This is a genomic window from Gammaproteobacteria bacterium (assembly GCA_016716465.1).
In the GTDB taxonomy this organism is placed as follows: Bacteria; Pseudomonadota; Gammaproteobacteria; order SZUA-140; family SZUA-140; genus JADJWH01.
Genome location: JADJWH010000004.1, coordinates 583,483 through 605,945, shown reverse-complemented (window position 1 = coordinate 605,945; position 22,463 = coordinate 583,483). Strand labels below are relative to the sequence as shown.

Below are 22,463 nucleotides of genomic sequence, written 5' to 3'. Positions count from 1 at the left end.
CTGAAGAAGTGAGATTGCGGGCTCACTGATAGGTGCGGCCCTTGTGCCGGATCCATCCAGCCTCGTGGATGCCCTGCGGGTCGTGATGCGTCCAGTGGATCACCCCGCCCTTCGCATTCCATTCATACTCACCGTTGAATTCAACCGTATCGCCGACCTTCAGCGCGGCGACCCTGTCGGCCAGGTCGATGTTGTGCGCCACCAGGAGCGTCTGGCCGGACGGCAGTCGCAGGATGAACCGCTGGTGCCGGCTCCCATCGTTATCATCGGGAAGTACCTTGATCACCTCGCCACGTCCCTGGACCTGGATGTCGCTCCGGCGGTCTTCAAACGCCTGCACCAGTTCATCGTCGACCTGACCGGCGCTGCTGACGGCACCGACCTGCGGCGAATCGATGAGGCCGCTCTGGAGGCCGCCGAGATAGGCGACGACCAGAACGATGCCTGTGAGCAGAAACTTCTTCATGACACGGACACGATAGAGTGCTGCATCTTCATGAATGGATCCCTCCAGCCTGTTTGGTCAGCCTGTCTCGACCGGGTCAGTGAGACCATGCTCCTAGACCCGCACCATGCCGCGAAATCCCCGCGCCGCATAGTACGACTGGGCGCCGTTGTGATAGAGGAACACCGTATCGTAGCGGCGATCGCAGAAGAGCGCGCCGCCGAGCTTGCGGATTTCCGGCGGGGTCTTCACCCAGCTGGAGGTCTTGAGGTCGAAGGTGCCCAGTTGCTGGAGCGCCCGATACTCCTGTTCGGTCAGCAGCTCGATCCCGATCGATGCCGCCATGTCGACGGCCGAGCCCTCGGGCCGGTTTTCCTTTCTGGACTCCAGGGCCGCGCGATCGTAGCAGAGACTCCGGCGGCCGGCCGGGCTCTCCGCCGCGCAATCGCAGAACAGGATCTCCCCGCCCTTCGGATCCCGGCCGATCACGTCGGGCTCGCCGCCGGTGCGCTCCATCTCATGCAGCGCCTTCAGCTTCTCCGGATTCGCCGCGAGCCTCAATTCGACGCCGGGCCAGTCGATTCCCGTGTGCCGGCCCGGGTTCTGTTCGAACCGGTCTTTCAGCGTGGCGATCAGCGCGCCGGCCTGGGTCTTCGTCAGCTTCACGGTATCTCTACCCTTGTGATCAGCTCATGTCGGGCTGCCATCGATTACCCACGACGCGCCGCCTCGATCGCGGCGATATCGATCCTGGTCATCTCCATCATCGCATCGAATGCGCGCCTGGCGGCCGCGGGATCGGCATCGGAAATCGCGTCCATCAGGGCGGTCGGCGTGATCTGCCAGGAAATCCCCCACTTGTCCTTGCACCAGCCGCACGCGCTCTCGCGGCCGCCATTGCCGATGATCGCGTTCCAGTAGCGATCCGTCTCCGCCTGGTCGGCGGTTGCCACCTGAAACGAAAACGCTTCGTTGTGCGTGAACGCCGGCCCGCCGTTGAGCCCGACACAGGGGATGCCCATCACGGTAAACTGGATGGTCAATACGTTCCCCTGCTTTCCCGAGGGGTAGTCTCCCGGCGCGCGATAGACGGCGCCGACGGACGAGTCGGGAAAGGTCTTTGCGTAGAACCGCGCCGCTTCTTCGGCGTCTCCGTTGTACCAAAGGCAAATCGTGTTCTTCGCCATCGTTGCCATGTTACTTCTCCATTAAGATTGGACCTTGTATCACAAGGTACTGGCTCGCGGGCGCGACCTGAAGCCTGGACCCGGCCGCGCCGCCATTACATCACCAGTCCCCCTTCGCCATCATTCCGCGTCGCGCCCGTTCCAGCTCGCTGGGATCGGCGCCGGGGAACGAACCGGGCCGGATCTCGCCGTCCGGCACATAGGCATTCATCATAACGCCGGTGTCCGAAACCTCCGAACGGACGAGCCGCAGCGCCGCGGGCCGGGCGGTCTCGCTGAACAGACGCTTGCCCCGCCCGAGCACGACCGGAAATGTCCACAGGTTGTACTCGTCAATCAGCGACGCGCCATGGAGGGTCTGGATCAGGTTGCCGCTGCCAATCACCTGCAGATCCGGGCCGGGCTGCTGCTTGAGCGCGATGATCGCCGGGACGACATCGCCCTCGAGCAGGGTCGAGTTGTTCCACCGGAGCGACGTCAGGGTGCGCGAGGCCACGTATTTCTTCGCCGCATTGAGTGTCCGTGCAATCGGATTCTCCGCCGGCTGGTACGGCCAGTAGGCCTCGAATATCTGATAGGTCCGGCGCCCGAGCAGCAGCTCGCGACCCGCGCCGTCAAATCCCGCCGCGGAAATGTCCATGCTGTCGTCCGCGTAATTGAACATCCATCCGCCCAGTGCGAAGCCGCCGGTCGGGTCCTCTTCCGGTCCGCCGGGTGCCTGCAGGATGCCGTCAAGCGAGACGAATGTGGATACGATGAGATTTCTCATGGAACACTCCTGATATGAGAAGGGTCGTGGATGCCAATGCTGGAACCGGACAGCGCGCGGCTGCGGTCTCACCCGCGCCGCACTTCACTGTCGTTCTACGATCTTCCAGTAGGAGTCCTTGCGGATGACCTGCCCGTCATGAAATTCATAGTGGTCGCATCCCCGGACCCGGACACGCTCTCCCCCCGCTTTCGTTCCGGTGAGCAGCCACTCCGATACAATCATGTTTCCACTGCCCCAGTGCCGGTCTTCGGAATAACGGACATCGGGGAGACCCTCGAAGCGCGCTGCCAACCCTTTTCGGACAGCCGCCCTGCCGACGAAACGTTGTCCCCATTCGTCCGGCCCGCGAGGCATGTCGAGCGAACAGTCCTCCGCGAAGTAGCTCATGATCCGGTCGAGATCATGCGCATTGAACGCGTCGAAGATTTCCTTTGCCAGGTCGAGGGTGCTCTTGTCCTGCGCGGGCATGCCTGCCTCCTGTTGCCGAGCCGGAATGTCGAATCGCCTGCGACAAGTCTACGCCGAAGTCCCCCGGACGTCCCGACACGCGTCGGCGGCAAATGGGGCGGCCAGAGCGCCCTAAATACCGCATGAAACGTAGCGGAGCGCGGTCAATCTGACGACATTGTCAGGCCGTGCTCACCTTGCGCCTGAGGACAACATGCGTGGCCTTTTCGCTCGCCGCATGTTCAACGCATGCGTATCCCAGCGCCCGCAGGTCTACCCCTTCGAACAGCCGCTCCCCGCTGCCGAGCAGGACCGGGGAGATCGCAATGTGCAGCTCATCGATGAGACGTTCGCGAAGATACTGCCGGAGGGTATTTGCGCCACCGCCGATCCGCACATCCCGTCCGGCGGCCGCCTCCCGCGCCCAATCAAGCGCCTCGTGAATCCCGCCCGTGATGAAGTGAAACGTCGTGCCGCCATCCATGCTGAGGGGCGGACGCGCATGGTGTGTCAGGACGAAGACCGGGACGTGATACGGCGGATTGTCACCCCACCAGCCTTTCCAGTTCAGGTCCGGCCAGGGACCGCGAACCGGTCCGAACATGTTCCGACCGAGAATCCAGGCCCCGACATTCCGAAAGCCGCGCGCGGCGAAGTCGTCGTCAATTCCCGTCGTGCCGCCGTCCTTGCCAAACAGGGTCTGCTGGAACGTGCGTGTCGGGATGAGCCACTGGTGCAGATCCGTCCCGCCGATGCCGAGCGGGTTGTTGATGTCCTGATTCGGTCCCGCTCCGTATCCGTCGAGCGAGATGGTGAAGCTCTCAACGCGAACTTGGGCCATTCTCACCCCCTTTCTGTTTGATAGCCTTCACTTCTTTGACCATTTTCGCGAAGCCCCGTTCCCGGGCGCGCTTCTCCGCCAGAGTTGCCGTCGCCAGCGCGTTTTCACGCATCAACTTTTTATAATTGGACAGCCGACGAATATCGATCTCACCTGCTTCTATCGCTCGAAGCACCGCGCAACCCGGTTCGGTTTCGTGTTTACAGTCAGCGAACTTGCACTGAGCCGCAAGCCTATCGATGTCGTCGAAAACGGCGCCAATCGAGCTGTTGACGTCGGCGACCCTGAGCTCCCGCATACCCGGGACATCGACCAGGAGGCCGCCGGACGGCAGGATGTGCAATTCACGGTGAGTCGTCGTATGGCGGCCCTTCTTGTCATCCTCGCGAATTTCACCGGTAGCGGCTAAAGAACGTCCTGCCAATGTATTCAGAATCGTAGACTTTCCAACACCGGAGGAACCGACGAGTGCAACGGTGGATGCGGTATCAATCCAGGAACGAAGACCATTGAGAGAAGCGGGGTCAAGCGCATTGATAGCCTCAACCGGAACTCCTGCCCGGGTTTTTCGGGCGCGACGGACGTAAGTATCTACATCGTCAACGAGGTCGGCCTTGGTGAGAACGATGACTGGCATCGCTCCGGCCTCCGTACACAGTGCGAGGTACCGTTCCAGGCGTGATTCCTTGAATTCTTCATTGCAGGACGTAACGATAAAAAGGGTATCAATATTCGCGGCTATGGGCTGAAGTTCGCTGCTCGCGCCCGCACCCAGGCGCTTGAACAAACTTTTCCGCTCGAGGACTTTTTCAATCCTCGAAAGTGACTCATCCAGTACGACCCAGTCGCCCACAGTCGGTCGATCAATGGCGGCCGACCGTCGTAAGGCGGGCGAGAGTTCTACAACCCGCTCACCCGAACCACAGACAACGGTGCTTCTCGAGCGCTGTACCGCCATCACGCGTCCGAGTCGCTCCTGTAATAAGGCGGCGTCTGCTAATTGCTGAGTAAAGAAGGGAACAAGACCCAATTGTTGTAATAAGCCATTCACAGAATAGGCCCATTATTAAAACGCTCACGCTCAGCGGCGCCGCTTTTGACGTCTGCTGGAGCGCCTTGTTCGACGCTCCCTATTATTCATCTATAAAATTGATCTGACAATCAGCGGTATCCGGCCATTTGCCATTACCTGCCAGTGTGTCCATGCTGCCGTAGCTGGTCAGAAAGCACTTTGATTGAAATTCCTTGAACATGGCGCTCTAGAGCGCCGGGTCGCGATATACCAGCGACGTGGCTTTCTGAACCGACGCGGACCCGTTGCAGCCAATCACATCTTGTATCTGCTGATACAAATGCGCAGATGGCCGGTCTTAAATTGACTTCGTTTTCCACAAATTACACCAAAAAGTAACCTAGGTACCGAAAAGTGCCTTCTTGGCAGCCGCGGGATATGTTCCTAGTCTCATACCCGTTATGGCGTCGCAATCGTCGATCTTGAATAAGGAGACTTGATCATGAAAACGATACTCCTGGCTGCCCTTGGCATCATCATCCCCACCGTGGCCCTGGCGTCAGAGCCCGAGGTGCCCTATCCGACCGGTTACCGCGACTGGCATCACGTCAAGAGCATGGTGATAGAAGAAGGTCATCCGCTGTTCGCGTCCTTCGGCGGGATTCACCATATCTATGCCAACGATAAGGCACTCAAGGGTTACCAGGGTAAGAAATTCCCCGATGGCGCGGTGATCATTTTCGACTTGCTCGAATCGATAAGCGCAGACAATGCCCTTACCGAGGGGAAGCGCAAGGTTCTGGGCGTCATGCACAAGGATTCGAAGAAGTTCGCGGCCACTGGCGGATGGGGCTTTGAAGGTTTCGGCGGAGGTGACCCGACCCAACGGGTAGTGGGCAATAACGCCGCTTCAGCCTGCTTTGACTGCCATCAGCCCCAGAAGGATCACGACTACATATTTAGTCGGCTGCGCGACTGACGGTCTGCAACGAATTTTGCCTCTGAAGATTACAGGTTAGTTGACTGCAAAAGCGCCGGCTTTTGGAATTTTGGAATTCTGTATCAACGCCGCAAATCAGCGACGCGCCGATGCATGAAACCCAGAACACATTTATGGCCGGTGCGCGCTCGCTGCATTTGCTTGTTAGGCGCCACTGCCGCGGCCGATCGAAGGCAACTGAGGCGCGAGGACTTTCTGCCGATACGCCCAAAGACGCTCTTTCCACACGAAGATTTGTTCGGCGAGCTGCGTGATCTCGTTCGGCGTGATGCGCCGCTCTCGCACAGCACGGCGATTGGACACTAGCCGTCCTCCTGCAAAGAGCTGCCCATGAACCAGGGCGTTGCGACTCTCGAATAGCGTACGACCCTCATCGAGTAGATCACCGAGCGGAGACCAGTCTTGAAGGTGCAGCTCACCGAGCAGTTTTCTGGCAAGTCCCAGTTTGCGGCCCACGGACCATTGCCGCTTCTCGTCATCGTACGGCTCAACAACAGACGCTGCCTCAATAAGCTCGTCGATCTCTCCCTCGGCATACGCGAAATACAGGGTTACTAGGCCGAGCGGCCGGATGAGATCTCCTTCGAAGGTGGCATTCACGTTGAATATGCGCCTAACATTTAAGGCAATGCGCGACCAACAACGCGCACGAAGTGCGCGGTGGGGCGTCGCGATTGGCCGCCTTGTTAGGTGCCCATAACATAAAATGTAAAACCTGCATTTATTTCAGGCACCTCGCTTTCGGAAACTTCTTCTATTTCTTCAAAATATACTTTTGCATTATTAGGGGGCGTAACACCTTCAGGTAATTGCAAACTTTCTTCATTTTTTAAATTTGAAAGCGCTTTCATTTCGGCTTCTTCTGGCGTGCTGGCTTCAATGAAACGAGTGGTGTAAAAGCCAATTAATTCTTCTGTACCAGCAAGTACACCAGGAAAGTTTTCGCCCTCGATTAAACACCTATACCATTTCATTTTTGGCGCCTAACGCTAGTATTAAGGGGCGTGCCTGTAAGGCACGTCCCAGACGCGTAGCTGCGACTTGAATGACTTGTTATACGTTTCTTTCATTTCAGCAGTTTAATACTGGCGCATACCGCTCTTTGTCTAGTTTGAATTTGATTGGAGCAATAATGAATTTTTCGTTATTAACGAATACATCTGGAAGCACAACAGTAAACTCCCTAAGTGTGTCAGGCGAAACTTGAACACCATTAGCCCACCAACTCGTTCGGTCTTCTTTCGGGTTGTGTGGGCCAGTAAATAATGGGATTTTGATTTTTTTTTCTTCTCCGTTTGGGAGAACGACAGAAACATAAGGGCTTGATGCTACGATGTTGTACTCTCTTTTACTCCGCTCCTCGATAACTTTCTCCCACTTTTTCCGTTTTTCTGTTCGTGGAAAGAGCCCGATTGGCTCAAGGTCATTCCAGTACCTAAGGGTGATATGGATTCGTAGTTCGGTGCCTTTGGAACCAATGCGGCCTGGAGGAGTAGCGTAAACGCGAAGAAGAACCCATTGTTGCATCACGGGAATGAAATTGATGACCTCTGGTGCGCCGGGACAGGCTGGGTTGACCGTGCTATAAGTCCCTACCTCTGCTGAAGGGCGCAAGAAAGACCCGGTGCTGCAGCCAGCAACTAAAAACAGTATGGGAATAAATCGAAGCCTGAGACAGCGGTGTAACGTATAACGTTGCACTTGAGCCGCCGCCGAGGAGCGAAGCGACGAGGGAGCCGCAAGCGCGCGAAGCCCTCTTGCGGCGGTCGGCTTGAAGCGCATGTTAGAGTTCACCACCATCCCAGTTTGCTGATCCGTTCCGTATATGTCGTCGCGACGGCGTCGAATCGCTCGTAGCTCCCGCCGAAAAGCCCTGCTTGGAGGGGCGCCCAGCCAGCTTGCTGCGCACGACCCTGTGCAACGACTCTCGCGAGTGGACCATTGTCGCGGGACCTATGCTTCCAGCCGAACCGACCGACAGGACCCCAGCCATTGTGGCCCTTCAGGAGGTCGAGGTCAGCGACTGCAAGAGCATAGAAGACTTCGAAGGTGTCGAAAGCTTGCTCATAATTCTTCCCAAGAAACAGGACGTCGTCTAGCTTCGGCTGGAGGATCTTGAACAGGTACTCGCTCAGCGGGACGTAGTTCTTTTCGTGCCCTGGGATCTGCTTGAGTACATTACTTCGATGCAGCTCAAGCAAGCCCCCCGCGGTGCTATCCACGAACGTTTCTGTTCGAGCCTGATACTCGGATGTGGGTATCGGTGTATAGAAGACTGTCGCCAGTGAATCGAAGCGTTGCGCATCGACGGCGGCGATACCTGAGCAGTACAGCTCTAGAAGTAGCGGGTACCACCGCAATGCCAGCCATACGGTCAGCCCGCCTTGCTGCTCCAAGCGATCCGCCGAACGCGCTAGGGCCTTTTGTAACGTGGCCTTGTGAGCAGGCTTTGCCCAATGGGTAACACACGCCAGTAGGACCGCAATGTCCGTGCTTACCTCTTCGTAGCGTGCGAGGCGGCGAAGAAACTCTGCCTGCGAGAATTGGCCCTCAGCACGGAAGCCGTCTTCTGATGTGGCGGCTAAGAACTGCCGCACTTCGCCGATGAGGAAGTCATGCAGTTCAATTGAGGCAGAGTCCGTCGCAAGTAGTGCTTTGACCCGACGTACCTTCGCGTCTGTTGTTTCGGGTTGCGGATGCTCGTCGGGATAGGGAACAGCGATGAGGCGATCTATGTCCTTGTTCTCGGGTGTCTCCAGCTCAGTCAGATTAGGGGCTCGGATAATAAAATCGCCGTCACCGTCAAAGTATCCGTAATGTGGGGTTTGGTTCGAATTCTTGTCGTTGGCGACCTTTCCGTAAACGTAAGCCATCAGCCCGCCTGCGGTGATGACGCCCTCCGCCGTTGCAGCGTTTCCGCGCAGTCCTTCGATGAGATGACCTGTGAATACGGAATGCTTCGGTATAGGGCCTCCAGCATCGGCTACGACCTCGTCCGCCTTCCCAGCTGTGAGCACCTGTCGCGAGTACCGCAGCATCATGTCTTTTAGAAATCGCGTGCTACCCGGCTGAAGATGGCGCGTTAGCGCGAGGCCGCCGTAGCATGCGTCCATAATGAACAGGATGTGCTTGGCGCGGATGAGTTCGGCGTTGCGAGTTAAGTCATCCCATCGAAGAAGAGTTGCAAGATCGGACAAGTCTGCATCGGAAGGAACAAGGTATCCAATTTCACCTCGACTGCCAGTTCTCGTATATCCGTGTCCGGCGAAGAAGACGAGTAAACGTTCATCGACGTCTATGTCCTCGGCTGTGAAGCGAAGATAGGCCTTGAGGATCCTGTCTCTAGTTGCTTCTGCGTCGGTCAGGTAGGTGATGTTTTCCGCTGGGAACCCCAACTCTTCCGCAAGAATTCTGCGAATCTCGCTGGCGTCACTAACTGCGTAGGAGAGCGGTGAAGCTTTCGCATACTTGTCGATACCAATAATGAGAGCGCGACTGTTCGTATAGTGCGTCTTAAGGAGAAATCGGACGTCGCGCATCAAGAGAGGTTCCCGTGAGCTCTAACGCCCAGAATAAGGCGCGCCGCGGAGTGGCGTCGCAGTGAGCGAAGCCAACGACTTGATTGTGTTGTTAAGTGTTTTGGCTCGAAAAATAGCGCACATATCTTTTTACCAAATAGGTAACAGACACACCACCATATACCCAAGCAAATGCCAAAGGGCTTTGTCCTGGCTCCCACCAAGGCGAAGTAACTAAAAACCATACTGCTAATGCGAGCACCAATATAGCAATTAGATCACCACAGTACCCACGGTATCTGCGTGGGAGCAAACATGCTCCGGCCACCAAGAGACAAAACAGGCCGGGCAGCTTAGTGAAGTAAGGATTTCCCGGCGCTGATGATGCCCACACGAACATAATCAATGCAAATAAAAGCGCAACTATTCCAATCGCAATCTGTGAACCTCTGCTGAGGCCAAAATCGCCTTGACCGGAAACATTTTGTAAAACGGTATCGGTTTGGCGTTGGTCACTACCAGAAAGCCTTAAATCCAGTCGTATAGCTAACCCAACCAGAGCGAGGGGCACAACAAACAACCACTTAGGAAGATCATATTCCACCATGGCCCAGCTAGATATGCCGATTCCGATAATGACTTGCGGCCATAACCATATGCGATACATTTCTTAACACCTAACGTTTGAGGTAAGCCGCGCTGGTACGGTGTCGGCTTGAGCTACTGGTTAGCTGCTTCACCGAACCTGCCTATTAGGTTACGACATGCTTGGGGTGCGAACTCGCTAGCCCATTGCTCGGTTCTTTGAAACTCTGGCTCCAGGGCTGTTAATGCTATAGGGGACCACTGATGCCTATGAGCCTCCAATGGCAAGTGGTCGGTTTCGGACGAAATAACCGTAAAGGCATCGAAATCCGGGTCTCTATCCGAAATGCCACCGACTACGTCCTTTAAGGCAAGGACTTTGGGGGCGCCCTCGAAATACGAAAGGTCTCCATCAATCATTCTTTGAGCCAGGGACACCAGTTCCTTGCGGGCAGATGACTCGACATCGTTGATCGCTGTGCGGTCCATTTTCTTGCAGCTAACGATAAGCTAACAGGCGCCCCGCTTTATGGCGCGTCCTGGTTGAGCGCCTTGTTAGGGTGCTATTTGACTTTGACTTCATATTGACCAATGTTTTTTATTTTCGAGATAAGATTTACTGACGATTTCAATTTTTTAATCTTGCCATTAGCTTCAAACTGTTCTGGCGATATTCCTTCAAATAATTCTGAGTCTGTTGATATAGTGTCGATTCGTGCTGCTAAATAGCCGATTATGTCGGCATAGAGAAGACCGACGGTATTAAAGTTCGAAGTAGACATTAATGGTTCTTCGAGAATTACATAATGCTTCTTGTGAAATACCGGCGTAATTGCGTCACGCAATTGTTTTATATCTATATCGCTACGGTAATCACAGTGAATTGAGACTATATTCTTACCTGCACCTAGCGGAGCTTTTGGAATACCTTTGTTGAGTAATAATGGTAGGAGGCGTAGGTATTCTTTTCCATGCTCTTTTGGCGGGACCGTATGCCGAAGATAGTGAAAATTAATTCGCGCGTTTGCTTTTGATATATTTAGATCTATAACTTTTTCCGCTATTTCGATTCGTTCTTCAACTGATACATTCGTATCACCAGATTTTGTCGAAAATAGGCATGAGCCTTTAAACTCGATCGATTCATCCCATTTGCTCTTTTTAAATATTTTCTGAAATTCAGTTTTAACCGTTGGGTATTTTGTGTAATTAATCGTGGCAACGCTCAAACCAAAATAATCTTTGAATTTAGAGTCGCTCGTTTCATCCACAAAGACTAAAAGCATATTGCACCCTAACGCTCGCGTTGAGGGGCGCCCGATGAGCGTAGCGAGGAGGGCACCGCAAGCAAGCAAAGCGCGCTTGCGGCCGTCCGCTCGAACGTGGGGTTAGGCCTCGGATGGACGTGCATTAGCCTTCCTCAGCAAGGCGAACAGCCGATCCACGTCGTCATCAATCGGCACAAGGACGTCGCCATAGAACGTCTTGGATTTACGAAGCGGCGCCTCGACGCTGTTCAGGAGCTTTGCCAGGAGGCTCAGGGCGGTGTTGACGTCCTCAAGCGAAATGCCCGGCAAAGGTTCTGGTGCAATCTGAAGCGCGTGCTTGAGATCGGCGTGTGCAATCCGGGCATTGCGGAGAGTTCGCATCTTGGAGCATGCCGCTTCTAGTTCCTTTAGATAGGGCTCCAGATTAGGTACCAAGTTTTCGACAGCAGCACTTCGGATGGGCTCCGCAAGCTGGTAGACACTAAGGTATTCGTAGGGACCACGTGAATGCGGATCAGTGATTCTGCAGATGCGCAGAACGCAATCATCGAAGAGAAGGGATTGCAGAATCGCGAATACGCTCGGAGCGCTTCTGTTCAAGAGGACGACCTCCTCTTTAGAACCAGCATAGAGATGGCGGTACAGCTTCCATCGTATATGTAGGTCGATAGCTTCACCTCTCAGCGACTCGAACAGTTTCGTGAACGCATCGTCCATTACTTGAGAAGCCTAACGCCCCTGTTAAGGAGCCAAAGTATGTTGGCGTGGCTTTCGCGCATTTTGCAAAAGGCATGACAGCATACTTTGGTCTCTTTTGAACGACTTGTTAGCGCGCATTAGCTACTTCCCCCAATCCCTCAAGGGTATCGACCAATCTCTTTGTTCGATCAAATAGCTCGTCATAGGTAATTACTTCGACGTCAGCAAGCTGATTCCTAAAAAGTTCAAACGATCTCACCATATCGGCATCCGTGAGCTCCTTCTTCGCATGACCAATAATCACAACACACTTTGGATCAAACGCGCCACACTCGGCTAGCTCTCCGGACAATAGCGTCGCCCTTTCGTGGGAGAGAGAATCGCGATAATTAAGAACTTGAAGTACTGCGCCACTAAGCTCGGAAGAGATGTTATATATTCCATTTCTGTAGATGGGGCCGAGCAGCTTGGTGGAAGGCGTTTTTATTTCGACGAGACCAACTGCTTTTGTAATGTCGTTCCGAATTAGGAAGTCTACAACTCGGCCCCCTTCATTAGTTGCGTTCTTGCCGCCCATGTACGCCTTGCTCTTAATAACGAAGATTGGCACATGGAATATCTGCTCCAACACAAACTCTTGCTTTATAAGCACCTGTTGCCAGAAGTCCTCATCAGCGTTGTTTCGATTTTTGGACCACGTTACTAAAGCCGATTTCAGAGTCGATATGCCAATGGCTGTATTGAGGTTGGAAAGGCTTTCTGGCTCCAGAACTTCCAATTTCTCGAACATCAATTTGAAATTTCGCGCATTACTCGCCCATTTAATTAGCCTGCCAATGGCTTGAGCACCCAGGTACTGCTGACCTTGGATTAAGGTGGTAATCTCCTCGTCTCCGAGTGCAAATATGGCTTCGAAAGCTTTGTTGGCTTTCACATAGTGGGCTTTCCCCTTGGGGATACCTCCCTGCGTGTACATTTCATAAAGAATTTCGATTTCATGAAACAGAGTAAGAAGCTCGGCAGACTTTAGCTCTAGCTTTACGCCTTCGCCTTTCTTAAGCTTTGAAAGCGGTATCGCCTCTATGTCCTCCCACTCATCAGCCTTTCCCTTTCTTTGAAATAGGAAGGCACCCTTAACCGATGCTTCCTGCTGATTTTGGTTATCAACCAGAATTGGTCGAAAGATCAAGCGCGTGATGTCTGTCTCGCGCAGGATTAAATCGTCTGAGGATGCAGTCATTCTTGAAGTAGATTTAACTGTCCTTGTTTCCATAGCCAATGCCTAATGATGCGCCCTAACAGTGAGTAGATATAAAAGTTATACGTTATAACGTAGCAGTTTTATATTTATCACGCAGCCATGTCGTTTATCTGATTGATTATCCGGATAGATAATGGAATCCCTGCGGACAAAGGGATACTTTATCGGTTTCATGTTGCCACGGAGGGCAGATCATGAAGAAGTCGCCATTACTGGAAAGACTGCGCACTACGATTCGCGTACGCCATTACAGCTACCATACCTAAAAGTCTTAAGTCTTTCGGGTGGAGCGTTTGATGATCTTGAACGGTAAGCACCTCTGCAGAAGCTTAGAACCAGTCGTCACCAGCCCGTGCGGGCATTCCAAAAAATCTGATCCGACAGATCCGCAGTTCGTTGTTCCCGAATAACGGTGTAGTGCCGTGAAATCTAAATCTCGGCTACCCGTTACTCCGGCACCCTGACATCACGCATATAGCCCGAAATCATCCGGGCGCGGATGCCGAGCCAGCGGGAGTCGCCATGGGTTTCGTAGTAGCCCGGGCGCGGGAGCATGGCGGCGAGGCGGGCGGACTGCCAGCTGGTGAGGCCGATGGCCGGGATCCGGTAGTACTGGCGCGCGGCGGCCTCGGCACCGTAGATGCGCTCGCCCCATTCGGCCACGTTGAGATAGACCTCGAGGATGCGGCGCTTGCTCCACATGGACTCGATCATCACGGTGATCAGCGCCTCCTCGCCCTTGCGCAGGAAGCTGCGCCGGCCGGACAGGAACAGGTTCTTGGCCAGCTGCTGGCTGATGGTGGAACCGCCGGCGACGAGCTTGCCCTGTTTCAGGTTCTTGCTGAGCGCGTTCTCGATGCCTTCCCAGTCGAAGCCCGTGTGCTCCATGAAGCGCGCGTCCTCGGCCGCGACGACGGCCTGCTTCAGGCTCAGCGAGATGCGGTCGTACGGCATCCAGCGATGATGCAGGCCGGCATCAGGGTGGGTCTCCTGCAGGCGCGCGAGGCGCGCCTCCATGAACGCGCTGGCGCCCGGATTGTGGTCTCTCCACCACCAGAGCTGCGCCAGCACCCACAGGTTGAAGCCGAGAAACAGCGCGAGCAGGAGGCCGGCCGTCCATGCGAGGAAGCGGCGGACCGGGTGCCGGCGCTTCTTGCGCTTGCGCGCCGGCCGGAAGTAGTCGGCGTTGAACTGGCGGAAGTCCTGCGGGATTTTCATGTGATTGGTATTCGGGGATGGATTGGTAAACCGGTTCGTAGAGTGTAAGGGGACAGATTTAAATCTGTCCCCTTTCCCTGCTTACCTCTAGCCGGTCCTCAGCGACCGCTGCTCCAGTGCGTCATCGTCAGCACCGGCGGTCGGGCCAATGTCTGGTACACCACGCAGTAACGCTCGGTCAGGCGCAGCAGTGTTTCGATCGTTTCCTCATCGGCATCGGTATCGAGCTCGAAGCCGAGACGGATTTCGCGGAATCCGACCGGAACCTCCTTCGATACGCCGAGCGTGCCGCGAAAATCGAGATCGCCTTCCACATGGACCGTTGCGTCGCGCAGCTCGATGCCGATCGCGGTCGCAACCGCGTTCAGGGTCACGCCGGCGCAGGCGGCCAGTGCCTGGAGCAGCATGTCGCCGGAACACACGCTGAGACCGTCGCCGCCCGTGGCCGGATGCAGCCCGGCCTTGACGAGGGCCTGACCGGTCTCGATGCTGCAACTCACGCCCGCTCCGAGCCGGCCCTGCGCGCGCAACGTCACCAGCGCCGTCTCGGGCGCGGTGCGATAGCGTTCTTTCACCGGCGCCTGCAGGGCGCGCAGCTCTTCCGAATTCATGGCGATTCTCCTCCGCGGGCAATCGCACCCGGAACGAATGGATGATACACAGTCTAGCGCACCTGTCCGGATGAGGTATCCACGCCCCCCTGGCTCGTGGATTTCAGCGCGCTGCGCCAGCGGCGGAGTTTTTCCGCGGCCGGCAGCGCGGCGTGGGCGGGGCTGGTCGAGGGCAGGGTGTGATAGACGATGTGGTCACAGTGTGCATCGAGTCGCGGCTGCACAAATCGGCGATAGAGCGCGGCGGCCTTCTGGCCGTTGAAGCAAACGGTGCCGAGGGTCGGGTGCGCATGAAAGACCGCGGCGAAATCATTGACGACTACGGAGGCCGGATCGATCGCGCTGTCCAGGCTGCCCGGGCGCCGGCAGCGCCCGACGACATCCCACAGCGCGAGCCGCGCATCCTTCATCCGTGCCAGTCGCTCTTCATAGGGCAATGCGCGCGGGATGGCGCACACCTGTTCGATCATATCCCAGAACAGGTTGCGCGGGTGGGCGTAGTATTCGTGTCGGCGCAGCGATTCGGCGCCGGGCAGCGAACCGAGGATCAGCAGGCGCGCGCCGGGCGCAATCACCGCGGGCAGCCCGGTCAGGAGTCCGGACATGGCGCGCCTAGGGTTGTCCCGCGGATTTCTTGTACTGCTCCATCAGCGCCTTGAATTGCTCCGGCGTGATCTTCGGCTTGCCGAAGCGCAGCGGCTCGATGGTCAGCGCGTCACGGCGCGCGATGCGATCCAGCGGTTTCCCGTCGCGGTCGACCGCGACGAGGTCATAGCTGCCGGCGGGCAGATCGGTCGGCAGCTCGACGCGGCCCTTGCCGTCAGCGCCGGGTTGCAGCGCGAGCGGCGGCAGCGCCTGCAGCGCGGCGAGGGTGTCGCCGCCGGTGAGATAGAGGAAGCCGCCGCGCGCGACGAGGCCATTGACCGCGCCCAGGGTGTCGTAGCGGTTGAGCAGGCGCCAGTGCGCGGGCTCGGCAACGTCGAAGGTATAGACGCGGGAACGGTCCGCGATCGCGTACAGGGTGTTGCCGTCGAGCTGGATGTCGGTGATCTCGCTGGCCAGCGGCAGGCGCGCGAGCTCGGTCATGCCGCTGTCGCCCAGCGCGAGGATGCGCACGCCCTCACCCGCCACGGCGAGGTACGCGCGCTGGCCGGCGATGCGCAGCCGGGTGATCTCGCCTTCCAGCGGATATACGGTGAGCGGCCGGACCTTGCCATGGTCGGGCACGGCGGCCATGAGCCCGCTGCCGCGCACGGCGAGGTAGAGGCGTTCGTCGGCGTAGGCGGCGGTGCTGATGCGGTCGCGCAGCGCGTAACGCGTCGTGGTGCGCTCGACCGGATCGAACAGGGTAACGGCGCGCTCCTCCGTCAGCAGCAGGCGATCGACCGCCGCGCTCAGTCCGTGCGCGGGCGCCTCGAGTTTCAGGTCGTCGATCAGACGCGTCTGGAATGGATTCGCGATATCGAGTTCGGCGAGACGCCCGCCGTCGTGCAGCACATAGGCGCGCTCGCCGAGCACGGCCACCTGCTCCGCCGCCGCGATGTCGACGCCGGTCATCCAGGTCGGGTTGAGCGGGTTCTGGGTGTCGAACACCTGCACGCCGGCCGCGCCCTGTGCGATCAGGGCGAAGCGGTCGCCGAGGGCGACGGCGCGCACGGTGTCCTTGCGCGGATAACCGCCGGCGCGGCGCGGCTCGCCGGGCCGGGAGATATCGAGCACGCTGATACCGCCCCACCAGTCCATCACATAGGCATAGTCGCCCCTGAGCTGCACGCCCCAGGCGGCGCCGTCGGTGTCGTAACCGCCGATGATGCGTGGATGCTCGGCATCGGCGACGTCGACCACCTGCACGCCGGCGAGCCAGTCGGCCACGTACAACAGCGTGCCGCGCCGATCGAGCCCGCGCGCGTTGCCGGGCGTGGCGACATGGCCGATCTCGACCGGCAGGCCGGGTTCGGAGATGTCGAGCACATAGACGCCGCGATCGAAGAAGGCGACGTAGGCGCGCGATCCGTCGAGCAACACTTCCTCGGCGGCGCCGCCGGGATTGAAGCGGCCGATCTCGAGCGGCGCGCGCGGGTCGCGCACGTCGAACACCAGCAGGCCGCTGTCGTCGTCGGCGACATAGAGCACGCCGTCGCGCACGCGCAGCGACCAGGCCTTGCCGGGCGTGTCGACCTCGGCGATCGTGCGCGGCGCGCGCGGGTCGCTGACGTCGGCGATGATGAAGCCGCCGCGATGCACGGCGAGATAGAGCAGATCGCCGTCCAGCACCGGCGTGTAGGCCAGGCCCGGCGTCGGCAGTTCCGCGATCCGGACCGGCGCGCGCGGGTCGCTGACGTCGAGGATCTGCAGGCCGTGATCGTCGTCGGCGACATAGGCGATGCCGTCGCGCACCACGACGCCCTTCGATGAGCCGTCGGTGTGAAAGCTCGAGAGCAGCTGCGGACGCCGTTCATCGTGCAGATCATAGATATGCAAGCCGGAGAACCAGTCGGCGACGTAGGCGATGGCGTCCGCGATGAAGACGCGGCGTTGGCCGCCGAGATTGACGCCCTGGCCGAAGTCGAGGCCTTCGTTGCCGAGGCGCGGCGTCTGTGGACGCAGATCGTAGACGGACAGGCGGCCATCGGCGAGCACGCCGGCGCGCACGTCATCCATAACGCTTGAGACGTGCTGTCCCGGCGGAATCAGGATGGATTGCAGGCTCGGGAAGGCCGGGCGGCCGATGTCGAGCAGGTAGAGTCCGCCGTCGACGCCTTCGGCCAGTGCGCGCGTGCCGGCGGCCGCGATGTGTTGCAGGGCCGGGATGCGGCGGAAGCTGCCGAGCCAGCGCGGCATCACGTCATCGTTCTGGATATCGAACACCGCGACACCCGCGGCGCCGTCCGCCACCAGCAGAGCGGAATCCGCGATCGCCACGTCGAGCGCGGGGCCGGCGGTACGCAGGCTCGTGACGGCCGCCGCCGGATGCTGCGCATCGAGCACCAGCACGCCGGCCTCGCCGGCGGCGATGAACACCTGGGTCTGCGTCGCGGCGAGGCCCTGTCCACGCGCGGGCAGGGTAAGGTGAGCGGACTCGACGGGATCGGGGCCGGACAGATCGAGCCGGCTCAGCTCGCGCCCGGCGAGCAGCCAGGCCTGCGCGCGATCCAGCATCATGTCATCGAGCGGCTGCGCCAGGCGGTGACGCGCGCGCAGGCGCGGCGCCGCGGGGTCGAATATGTCTACGATGAACAGCTCGCGCGCCCCCGCCAGCAGCGCGACATCGCCCTGGACGCGGATCTGCGTTACGGGCGCGGCCAGCGCAAGGCGCGCGAGTTCCGTGTCGTCGTGCGCCGTATCGACGATGCGCAGGCCTTCGCGCCCGGCGGCGATGAAGGCCATGTCGCCGATGAAGGCGGCCGCGCGTGCCTCAGCGCCGACCGCGAGCGAGGCCCGCACGTATGGCCCACCGGGGGCGAGCAGGAATTCCTGCCCCGGGCGGGAGGCATCGAGCTCGAGCGCGAGTTCACGCGCCGGCGCGACATGAACGAAGCACAAGGTCAGCGCGATGGCCGCGGCGAGGCGTCTCAGTTGATGCATGCCGTGGCCTGGAATCGAACCGTCACTCACGGACAGGGATTCGGGTGCGCGACATGGATCGCCTCGATGCCGGCGATCACCTCGTCGGGTAGCGTCAGCTCGATGCTGGCGATGTCGTCGCGCAACTGTTGCAGCGTGGTCGCGCCGATGATGGTGCTGGTGAGGAACGGCCGCGTGTTGACGTAGGCGAGCGCCATTTGTGCCGGGTCGAGGCCATGGCGGCGCGCCAGGTCGGCATAGGCGCGCACGGCCTGCTGCGCGCTCTCGCCGGTGTAGCGCCGGAAGCGGGTGAACAGCGTCAGGCGCGCGCCTTCCGGACGCGCGCCGTCGAGATACTTGCCGCTCAGCACGCCGAAGCCGAGCGGCGAATACGCGAGCAGGCCGAGGTCTTCGCGATGCGCGAATTCGGCGAGGCCGACCTCGAAGCTGCGGTTGAGCAGGCTGTAGGGATTCTGGATGCTGGCGATGCGCGGCCAGTCGCGCTCCTGCGACAGCCGCAGGAACTGCGCGACGCCCCACGGCGTCTCGTTCGACACGCCGATGTGGCGCACCTTGCCGGCCGTGACCAGATCGGCCAGCGCGGCCAGCGATTCCTCGATCGGCACCGGCGCGTCCGCGCCGTCGTGCACATAGCCGAGCCGGCCAAAGGTGTTGGTGCGGCGGTCAGGCCAGTGCAGCTGATAGAGATCGATGTAATCGGTCTGCAACCGCTTTAGGCTGGCATCGAGCGCGGCCTCGATGTTGGCGCGCGTCAGGCGCGTGCTGCCGCCGCGCACGTGGGTGAGGTCATCGGAGCGGCTCATCACCTTGGTCGCGAGGATCACGCGATCGCGGTTGGCGCGCGCCTTGAGCCAGCTGCCGATGTATTGCTCGGTGCGGCCGTAGGTCTCGGCCTTCGGCGGCACCGGGTACATCTCCGCGGTGTCGATGAAGTTGACGCCGGCCGCGAGCGCGGCATCGAGCTGCGCGTGCGCCTCGCGCTCGCTGTTCTGCTCGCCCCAGGTCATGGTGCCGAGACAGATGCGGCTCACCTCGAGGCCGGTGCGTCCGAGCGGTGAATAGCGCATGCCCATCCGGCGATCCCGCTCAGAGCCGGGAGAGCACCTGCTCCGCGGCGATCAGCGTCTGCTTGATCTCGGTCTTGCCGTGCGCCGACGACACGAAGCACGCCTCGTAGGCCGAGGGCGCGAGATAGATCCCCTGCTCCAGCATGCCGTGGAAGAACAGGCGGAAGCGGTCGATGTTGGAATTGGTGACCTGGTAGTAATCCTCGACCTTCTCCTCCTCGGTGAAGAAGACGCCGAACATGCCGCCGACGTAGTTGACGGTGAGCGGGATGTTGAAGGCCTTGGCGCGCGTCAGCAGGCCCTCGGCGATGCGCTTGGTCGTCGCGCTGAGTTCCTCGTAGAAGCCCGGCTGGGTCAGTTCCAGCAGCGTGGCGAGACCGGCGGCGAGCGCGACCGGGTTGCCCGACAGCGTGCCGGCCTGATAGACCGGGCCGAGCGGGGCGAGCTTTTCCATGATCGCGCGCCGGCCGCCGAAGGCGCCGACCGGCAACCCGCCGCCGATGACCTTGCCGAGCGTGGTGAGGTCGGGCCGGACGCCGAAGCGCTGCTGCGCGCCGCCGAGCGCGACGCGGAAGCCGGTCATCACCTCGTCGAAGATCAGCACCGACTCGTACTTGTCGCACAGCGCGCGCAGTCCGCTCAGGAAACCGGCCTTGGGCAGGATGCAGTTCATATTGCCGGCCACCGGCTCGACGATGATGCAGGCGATCTGGTGTCCGACCTGGTCGAACACCTGTTTGACCTGGTCGAGGTCGTTGTAGGGCACTGTGATGGTGTGCTCGGCGAGCGCCACCGGCACGCCGGGCGAGGTCGGCACGCCGAGCGTCAGCGCGCCCGAGCCAGCCTTCACCAGCAGAGAATCGGAATGGCCGTGGTAACAGCCCTCGAACTTCACGATCTTGTCGCGGCCGGTGTAGGCGCGCGCCAGACGGATCGCGCTCATGGTGGCCTCGGTGCCGGAGCTGACCATGCGCACCATCTCGATCGAACCGACCAGGCGGCAGATCATCTCGGCCATGCGCGTCTCGATCTCGGTCGGCGCGCCGAAGCCGAGGCCGTTATCGACCGCGGCCTTCACCGCGGCGATGACCTTGGGATGGGCATGGCCGAGGATCATCGGCCCCCAGGAACCGACGTAGTCGACGTAGCGGCGCTCGTCGGCATCGACGATGTAGGCGCCCTCGGCGCGCTTGATGAAGACCGGTTCGCCGCCGACGCCGCGGAAGGCGCGCACCGGGGAGTTGACGCCACCGGGGATCACCCGCTGGGCCTTGGCAAACAGTTCGTGGGACTGGGTCATGGTCGCTTTCCTTATATATATGGCTCAGCAATAAATTGGGGACAGATTTATTTTTGGGAATTCGGCTCTCCGCAACAACAGGGGCATCAGAAAAATAAATCTGTCCCCAATTATTATGCTGTCAGCCCTTTGATTGCCGTGCGCTTTTAATAAATAAATCTGTCCCCGACGGGGCGGCTGTGAACAGGGGCGCGTAGGACCGCGCGGCGGCGGCGGGATCCGCGGCGGCGAACACGCCGCTCGCCACCGCCAGCATGTCCGCGCCCGCGTCCAGCAGGACCGCGCCGTTCTCCGGGGTGATGCCGCCGATGGCCGCGAGCGGGATGCCGAGCCCGGCGCGCGCCCGGCGCAGCAGTTCGGGATCGGCCCGGACCGCGTCGGGCTTGGTGGGCGACGGAAAGAAACTCCCGAAGGCCGCGTAGTCCGCGCCCGCGTGCGCCGCGGCGTGGGCGAGATCGAGGCGATTATAGCAGGAGGCGCCGATGATCATGCGCGCGCCGAGTGCGCCGCGCGCGGCGGCGACCGTCATGTCGTCACGGCCGAGGTGCACGCCGTCGGCGCCGACCTCACGCGCCAGCGCGATGTCGTCATTGACGATCAGCGGCGTGCCGCGCGCGTGGCACAGCCGGGCCAGTTCGGCCAGCTCCTCGCGGCGGACTGCGCTGAGCGGGTCCTTGTTACGGTATTGCACCAGGGCGCCGCCGCCGTCGAGCGCCGCCGCGACGGCGGCGACGAGCCGGCCCGCTTGCAGCCAGCCGGTATCGGCGATCAGATAGAGGCCGCGCAGCGCGGGTGTGCTCACCGGCCCGGCCCCCGCTCGTTCGCGGCCCAGAACAGGCGGTTGGGAATGTATTGCCCCATGCCGATCCGGTAGCCCTGCTTCAGGGTCTCCCAGGTGTATTCCTGCGCCTCGCGCGCGGCATTCACCGGATCGGCGCCATGGGCCAGCAACCCGGCGAGGGCCGCGGCGAGCGTGCAGCCGGAACCGTGGTAGGTGCCGGGCAGGCGTTCCCAGGCGTAACTGTCGATCAGGCGGCCGCTGCCGTAGAGCGTGTTGACGACCCCGGGGGTGGTCTCGTGGGTGCCGGTGATGAGCACGAATTCGGTGCCGCGCCCCATCAGGGCATGGGCGCAGGCCTCCAGCGAGTCGGCCTCCGGCGCCAGCGCGCGCGCCTCGAGACTGTTCGGCGTCAGCATCGTGGTGAGCGGAAGCAGCAGCTCGATCATCGCGGCGCGGACGTCTGCGCCGGCGAGCTCGGTCCCGCTGCCGGAGCGGAGCACCGGATCGAACACCACGGGCAGGCGCGGATAATCCTGCAGGATCGTGTGCACCGCCTCGACCACGCCGACGCTGCCGAGCATGCCGAGCTTGATCGCGGCCACCTCCATGTCCTCGAGCACGGCGCGGATCTGCTGGATCAGCACCATCGGATTCACCGTCTCGAAGCTCATGAAACGCTGTGTGTCCTGCACGGTGAGCGCCGTGACGACCGGCGCGGTGTGGCAGCCCATACTGACCAGCGCCTCGATGTCGGCCTGGATGCCGGCGCCGCCGGTGGGATCGCCGCCCGAGACGGCGATTACGACAGGGATCTTGTGTTGTGCGCCCATTGTGGCGAGTCCGAAATCACGGGAGCGGTTGTCGTG

The 22,463-nt window shown here is 59.9% G+C and carries 25 protein-coding genes; 1 reads left to right on the top strand and 24 read right to left on the bottom strand.

All coding sequences use genetic code 11. The features are described 5' to 3' along the window. Positions 1–22 precede the first annotated feature (22 nt). The 7 genes from IPM20_10560 to rsgA all read right to left on the bottom strand — a co-directional run bounded on the left by IPM20_10560 (position 23) and on the right by rsgA (position 4,743). Positions 23–466, bottom strand: coding sequence for a DUF3465 domain-containing protein (locus IPM20_10560; protein ID MBK9132058.1), 444 nt, complete (start codon positions 464–466; stop codon positions 23–25). A gap of 93 nt (positions 467–559) precedes the next feature. Beyond that, positions 560–1,111 carry a DUF4256 domain-containing protein gene (locus IPM20_10555; protein ID MBK9132057.1) on the bottom strand — a complete coding sequence of 184 codons (552 nt, stop codon included), beginning with the start codon at positions 1,109–1,111 and terminating at the stop codon, positions 560–562. 44 nt (positions 1,112–1,155) lie between these two features. Next, a complete protein-coding gene (locus IPM20_10550) occupies positions 1,156–1,641 on the bottom strand; it encodes a VOC family protein (protein MBK9132056.1) in 486 nt (161 codons plus the stop codon). Between the two features lie 91 nt (positions 1,642–1,732). Beyond that, complete coding sequence (locus IPM20_10545) at positions 1,733–2,401, bottom strand: dihydrofolate reductase family protein (GenBank protein ID MBK9132055.1); 669 nt, start codon at positions 2,399–2,401, stop codon at positions 1,733–1,735. A gap of 84 nt (positions 2,402–2,485) precedes the next feature. After that, the gene (locus tag IPM20_10540; protein MBK9132054.1) at positions 2,486–2,872 is read right to left on the bottom strand and encodes a nuclear transport factor 2 family protein; all 387 of its coding nucleotides are present in this window, start codon (positions 2,870–2,872) and stop codon (positions 2,486–2,488) included. Between the two features lie 160 nt (positions 2,873–3,032). Then, on the bottom strand, positions 3,033–3,692 hold the full coding sequence (locus tag IPM20_10535; GenBank protein ID MBK9132053.1) for a dihydrofolate reductase: 660 nt from the start codon (positions 3,690–3,692) through the stop codon (positions 3,033–3,035). Beyond that, positions 3,673–4,743, bottom strand: coding sequence for a ribosome small subunit-dependent GTPase A (gene rsgA, locus IPM20_10530; GenBank protein ID MBK9132052.1), 1,071 nt, complete (start codon positions 4,741–4,743; stop codon positions 3,673–3,675). The genes IPM20_10535 and rsgA overlap by 20 nt, the downstream gene beginning before the upstream one ends. A gap of 463 nt (positions 4,744–5,206) precedes the next feature. Between rsgA and IPM20_10525 the strand changes: the two genes are divergently transcribed. Next, positions 5,207–5,683 (top strand): cytochrome P460 family protein, encoded by a 477-nt coding sequence (locus IPM20_10525; GenBank protein ID MBK9132051.1) that lies wholly within the window; start codon positions 5,207–5,209, stop codon positions 5,681–5,683. 165 nt (positions 5,684–5,848) lie between these two features. Here the strand turns inward: IPM20_10525 and IPM20_10520 are convergent, their stop codons facing one another. The 17 genes from IPM20_10520 to IPM20_10440 form a co-directional block, all read right to left on the bottom strand. After that, positions 5,849–6,304: a hypothetical protein gene (locus IPM20_10520; GenBank protein ID MBK9132050.1), complete on the bottom strand. Its 456-nt coding sequence runs from the start codon at positions 6,302–6,304 to the stop codon at positions 5,849–5,851. 86 nt (positions 6,305–6,390) lie between these two features. Further along, complete coding sequence (locus tag IPM20_10515; protein ID MBK9132049.1) at positions 6,391–6,678, bottom strand: hypothetical protein; 288 nt, start codon at positions 6,676–6,678, stop codon at positions 6,391–6,393. 97 nt (positions 6,679–6,775) lie between these two features. Further along, positions 6,776–7,486, bottom strand: a complete 711-nt coding sequence (locus tag IPM20_10510; protein MBK9132048.1) for a hypothetical protein — start codon at positions 7,484–7,486, stop codon at positions 6,776–6,778. An 8-nt stretch (positions 7,487–7,494) separates the two neighbouring features. After that, the gene (locus IPM20_10505; protein ID MBK9132047.1) at positions 7,495–9,243 is read right to left on the bottom strand and encodes a caspase family protein; all 1,749 of its coding nucleotides are present in this window, start codon (positions 9,241–9,243) and stop codon (positions 7,495–7,497) included. 91 nt (positions 9,244–9,334) lie between these two features. Then, positions 9,335–9,889 (bottom strand): hypothetical protein, encoded by a 555-nt coding sequence (locus tag IPM20_10500; GenBank protein MBK9132046.1) that lies wholly within the window; start codon positions 9,887–9,889, stop codon positions 9,335–9,337. Between the two features lie 53 nt (positions 9,890–9,942). After that, complete coding sequence (locus IPM20_10495) at positions 9,943–10,281, bottom strand: DUF2489 domain-containing protein (protein MBK9132045.1); 339 nt, start codon at positions 10,279–10,281, stop codon at positions 9,943–9,945. An 89-nt stretch (positions 10,282–10,370) separates the two neighbouring features. Then, positions 10,371–11,093: a hypothetical protein gene (locus IPM20_10490; GenBank protein ID MBK9132044.1), complete on the bottom strand. Its 723-nt coding sequence runs from the start codon at positions 11,091–11,093 to the stop codon at positions 10,371–10,373. A gap of 102 nt (positions 11,094–11,195) precedes the next feature. Next, positions 11,196–11,792 carry a hypothetical protein gene (locus IPM20_10485; protein MBK9132043.1) on the bottom strand — a complete coding sequence of 199 codons (597 nt, stop codon included), beginning with the start codon at positions 11,790–11,792 and terminating at the stop codon, positions 11,196–11,198. 109 nt (positions 11,793–11,901) lie between these two features. Then, on the bottom strand, positions 11,902–13,047 hold the full coding sequence (locus IPM20_10480) for a DUF4263 domain-containing protein (GenBank protein MBK9132042.1): 1,146 nt from the start codon (positions 13,045–13,047) through the stop codon (positions 11,902–11,904). 435 nt (positions 13,048–13,482) lie between these two features. Beyond that, positions 13,483–14,253, bottom strand: a complete 771-nt coding sequence (gene mtgA / locus IPM20_10475) for a monofunctional biosynthetic peptidoglycan transglycosylase (GenBank protein MBK9132041.1) — start codon at positions 14,251–14,253, stop codon at positions 13,483–13,485. Between the two features lie 98 nt (positions 14,254–14,351). Beyond that, positions 14,352–14,864: an OsmC family protein gene (locus IPM20_10470; protein MBK9132040.1), complete on the bottom strand. Its 513-nt coding sequence runs from the start codon at positions 14,862–14,864 to the stop codon at positions 14,352–14,354. Between the two features lie 53 nt (positions 14,865–14,917). Further along, positions 14,918–15,469: a DNA-deoxyinosine glycosylase gene (locus tag IPM20_10465; GenBank protein MBK9132039.1), complete on the bottom strand. Its 552-nt coding sequence runs from the start codon at positions 15,467–15,469 to the stop codon at positions 14,918–14,920. Between the two features lie 7 nt (positions 15,470–15,476). Beyond that, positions 15,477–18,449: a hypothetical protein gene (locus tag IPM20_10460; GenBank protein ID MBK9132038.1), complete on the bottom strand. Its 2,973-nt coding sequence runs from the start codon at positions 18,447–18,449 to the stop codon at positions 15,477–15,479. Positions 18,450–18,475: 26 nt separating this feature from the next. Further along, complete coding sequence (locus tag IPM20_10455) at positions 18,476–19,516, bottom strand: NADP(H)-dependent aldo-keto reductase (GenBank protein MBK9132037.1); 1,041 nt, start codon at positions 19,514–19,516, stop codon at positions 18,476–18,478. 19 nt (positions 19,517–19,535) lie between these two features. Continuing rightward, the gene (hemL, locus tag IPM20_10450) at positions 19,536–20,816 is read right to left on the bottom strand and encodes a glutamate-1-semialdehyde 2,1-aminomutase (protein MBK9132036.1); all 1,281 of its coding nucleotides are present in this window, start codon (positions 20,814–20,816) and stop codon (positions 19,536–19,538) included. Between the two features lie 121 nt (positions 20,817–20,937). Beyond that, entirely contained in the window at positions 20,938–21,618 is a 681-nt protein-coding gene (locus IPM20_10445; protein ID MBK9132035.1) for a thiamine phosphate synthase, read from the bottom strand. After that, a complete protein-coding gene (locus IPM20_10440) occupies positions 21,615–22,427 on the bottom strand; it encodes a hydroxymethylpyrimidine/phosphomethylpyrimidine kinase (GenBank protein MBK9132034.1) in 813 nt (270 codons plus the stop codon). Before IPM20_10440 ends, IPM20_10445 begins: the two co-directional genes overlap by 4 nt. Between the last annotated feature and the right edge of the window lie 36 nt (positions 22,428–22,463).

Bases quoted from the DNA above. Each gene is read 5' to 3' on its own strand.
- IPM20_10560 (MBK9132058.1), bottom strand. From the start codon at position 466: ATGAAGAAGTTTCTGCTCACAGGCATCGTTCTGGTCGTCGCCTATCTC.
- IPM20_10550 (MBK9132056.1), bottom strand. From the start codon at position 1,641: ATGGCAACGATGGCGAAGAACACGATTTGCCTTTGGTACAACGGAGAC.
- IPM20_10545 (MBK9132055.1), bottom strand. From the start codon at position 2,401: ATGAGAAATCTCATCGTATCCACATTCGTCTCGCTTGACGGCATCCTG.
- IPM20_10540 (MBK9132054.1), bottom strand. From the start codon at position 2,872: ATGCCCGCGCAGGACAAGAGCACCCTCGACCTGGCAAAGGAAATCTTC.
- IPM20_10535 (MBK9132053.1), bottom strand. From the start codon at position 3,692: ATGGCCCAAGTTCGCGTTGAGAGCTTCACCATCTCGCTCGACGGATAC.
- IPM20_10525 (MBK9132051.1), top strand. From the start codon at position 5,207: ATGAAAACGATACTCCTGGCTGCCCTTGGCATCATCATCCCCACCGTG.
- IPM20_10515 (MBK9132049.1), bottom strand. From the start codon at position 6,678: ATGAAATGGTATAGGTGTTTAATCGAGGGCGAAAACTTTCCTGGTGTA.
- IPM20_10510 (MBK9132048.1), bottom strand. From the start codon at position 7,486: ATGCGCTTCAAGCCGACCGCCGCAAGAGGGCTTCGCGCGCTTGCGGCT.
- IPM20_10505 (MBK9132047.1), bottom strand. From the start codon at position 9,243: ATGCGCGACGTCCGATTTCTCCTTAAGACGCACTATACGAACAGTCGC.
- IPM20_10500 (MBK9132046.1), bottom strand. From the start codon at position 9,889: ATGTATCGCATATGGTTATGGCCGCAAGTCATTATCGGAATCGGCATA.
- IPM20_10490 (MBK9132044.1), bottom strand. From the start codon at position 11,093: ATGCTTTTAGTCTTTGTGGATGAAACGAGCGACTCTAAATTCAAAGAT.
- IPM20_10485 (MBK9132043.1), bottom strand. From the start codon at position 11,792: ATGGACGATGCGTTCACGAAACTGTTCGAGTCGCTGAGAGGTGAAGCT.
- IPM20_10480 (MBK9132042.1), bottom strand. From the start codon at position 13,047: ATGGAAACAAGGACAGTTAAATCTACTTCAAGAATGACTGCATCCTCA.
- mtgA (MBK9132041.1), bottom strand. From the start codon at position 14,253: ATGAAAATCCCGCAGGACTTCCGCCAGTTCAACGCCGACTACTTCCGG.
- IPM20_10470 (MBK9132040.1), bottom strand. From the start codon at position 14,864: ATGAATTCGGAAGAGCTGCGCGCCCTGCAGGCGCCGGTGAAAGAACGC.
- IPM20_10465 (MBK9132039.1), bottom strand. From the start codon at position 15,469: ATGTCCGGACTCCTGACCGGGCTGCCCGCGGTGATTGCGCCCGGCGCG.
- IPM20_10460 (MBK9132038.1), bottom strand. From the start codon at position 18,449: ATGCATCAACTGAGACGCCTCGCCGCGGCCATCGCGCTGACCTTGTGC.
- IPM20_10455 (MBK9132037.1), bottom strand. From the start codon at position 19,516: ATGCGCTATTCACCGCTCGGACGCACCGGCCTCGAGGTGAGCCGCATC.
- hemL (MBK9132036.1), bottom strand. From the start codon at position 20,816: ATGACCCAGTCCCACGAACTGTTTGCCAAGGCCCAGCGGGTGATCCCC.
- IPM20_10440 (MBK9132034.1), bottom strand. From the start codon at position 22,427: ATGGGCGCACAACACAAGATCCCTGTCGTAATCGCCGTCTCGGGCGGC.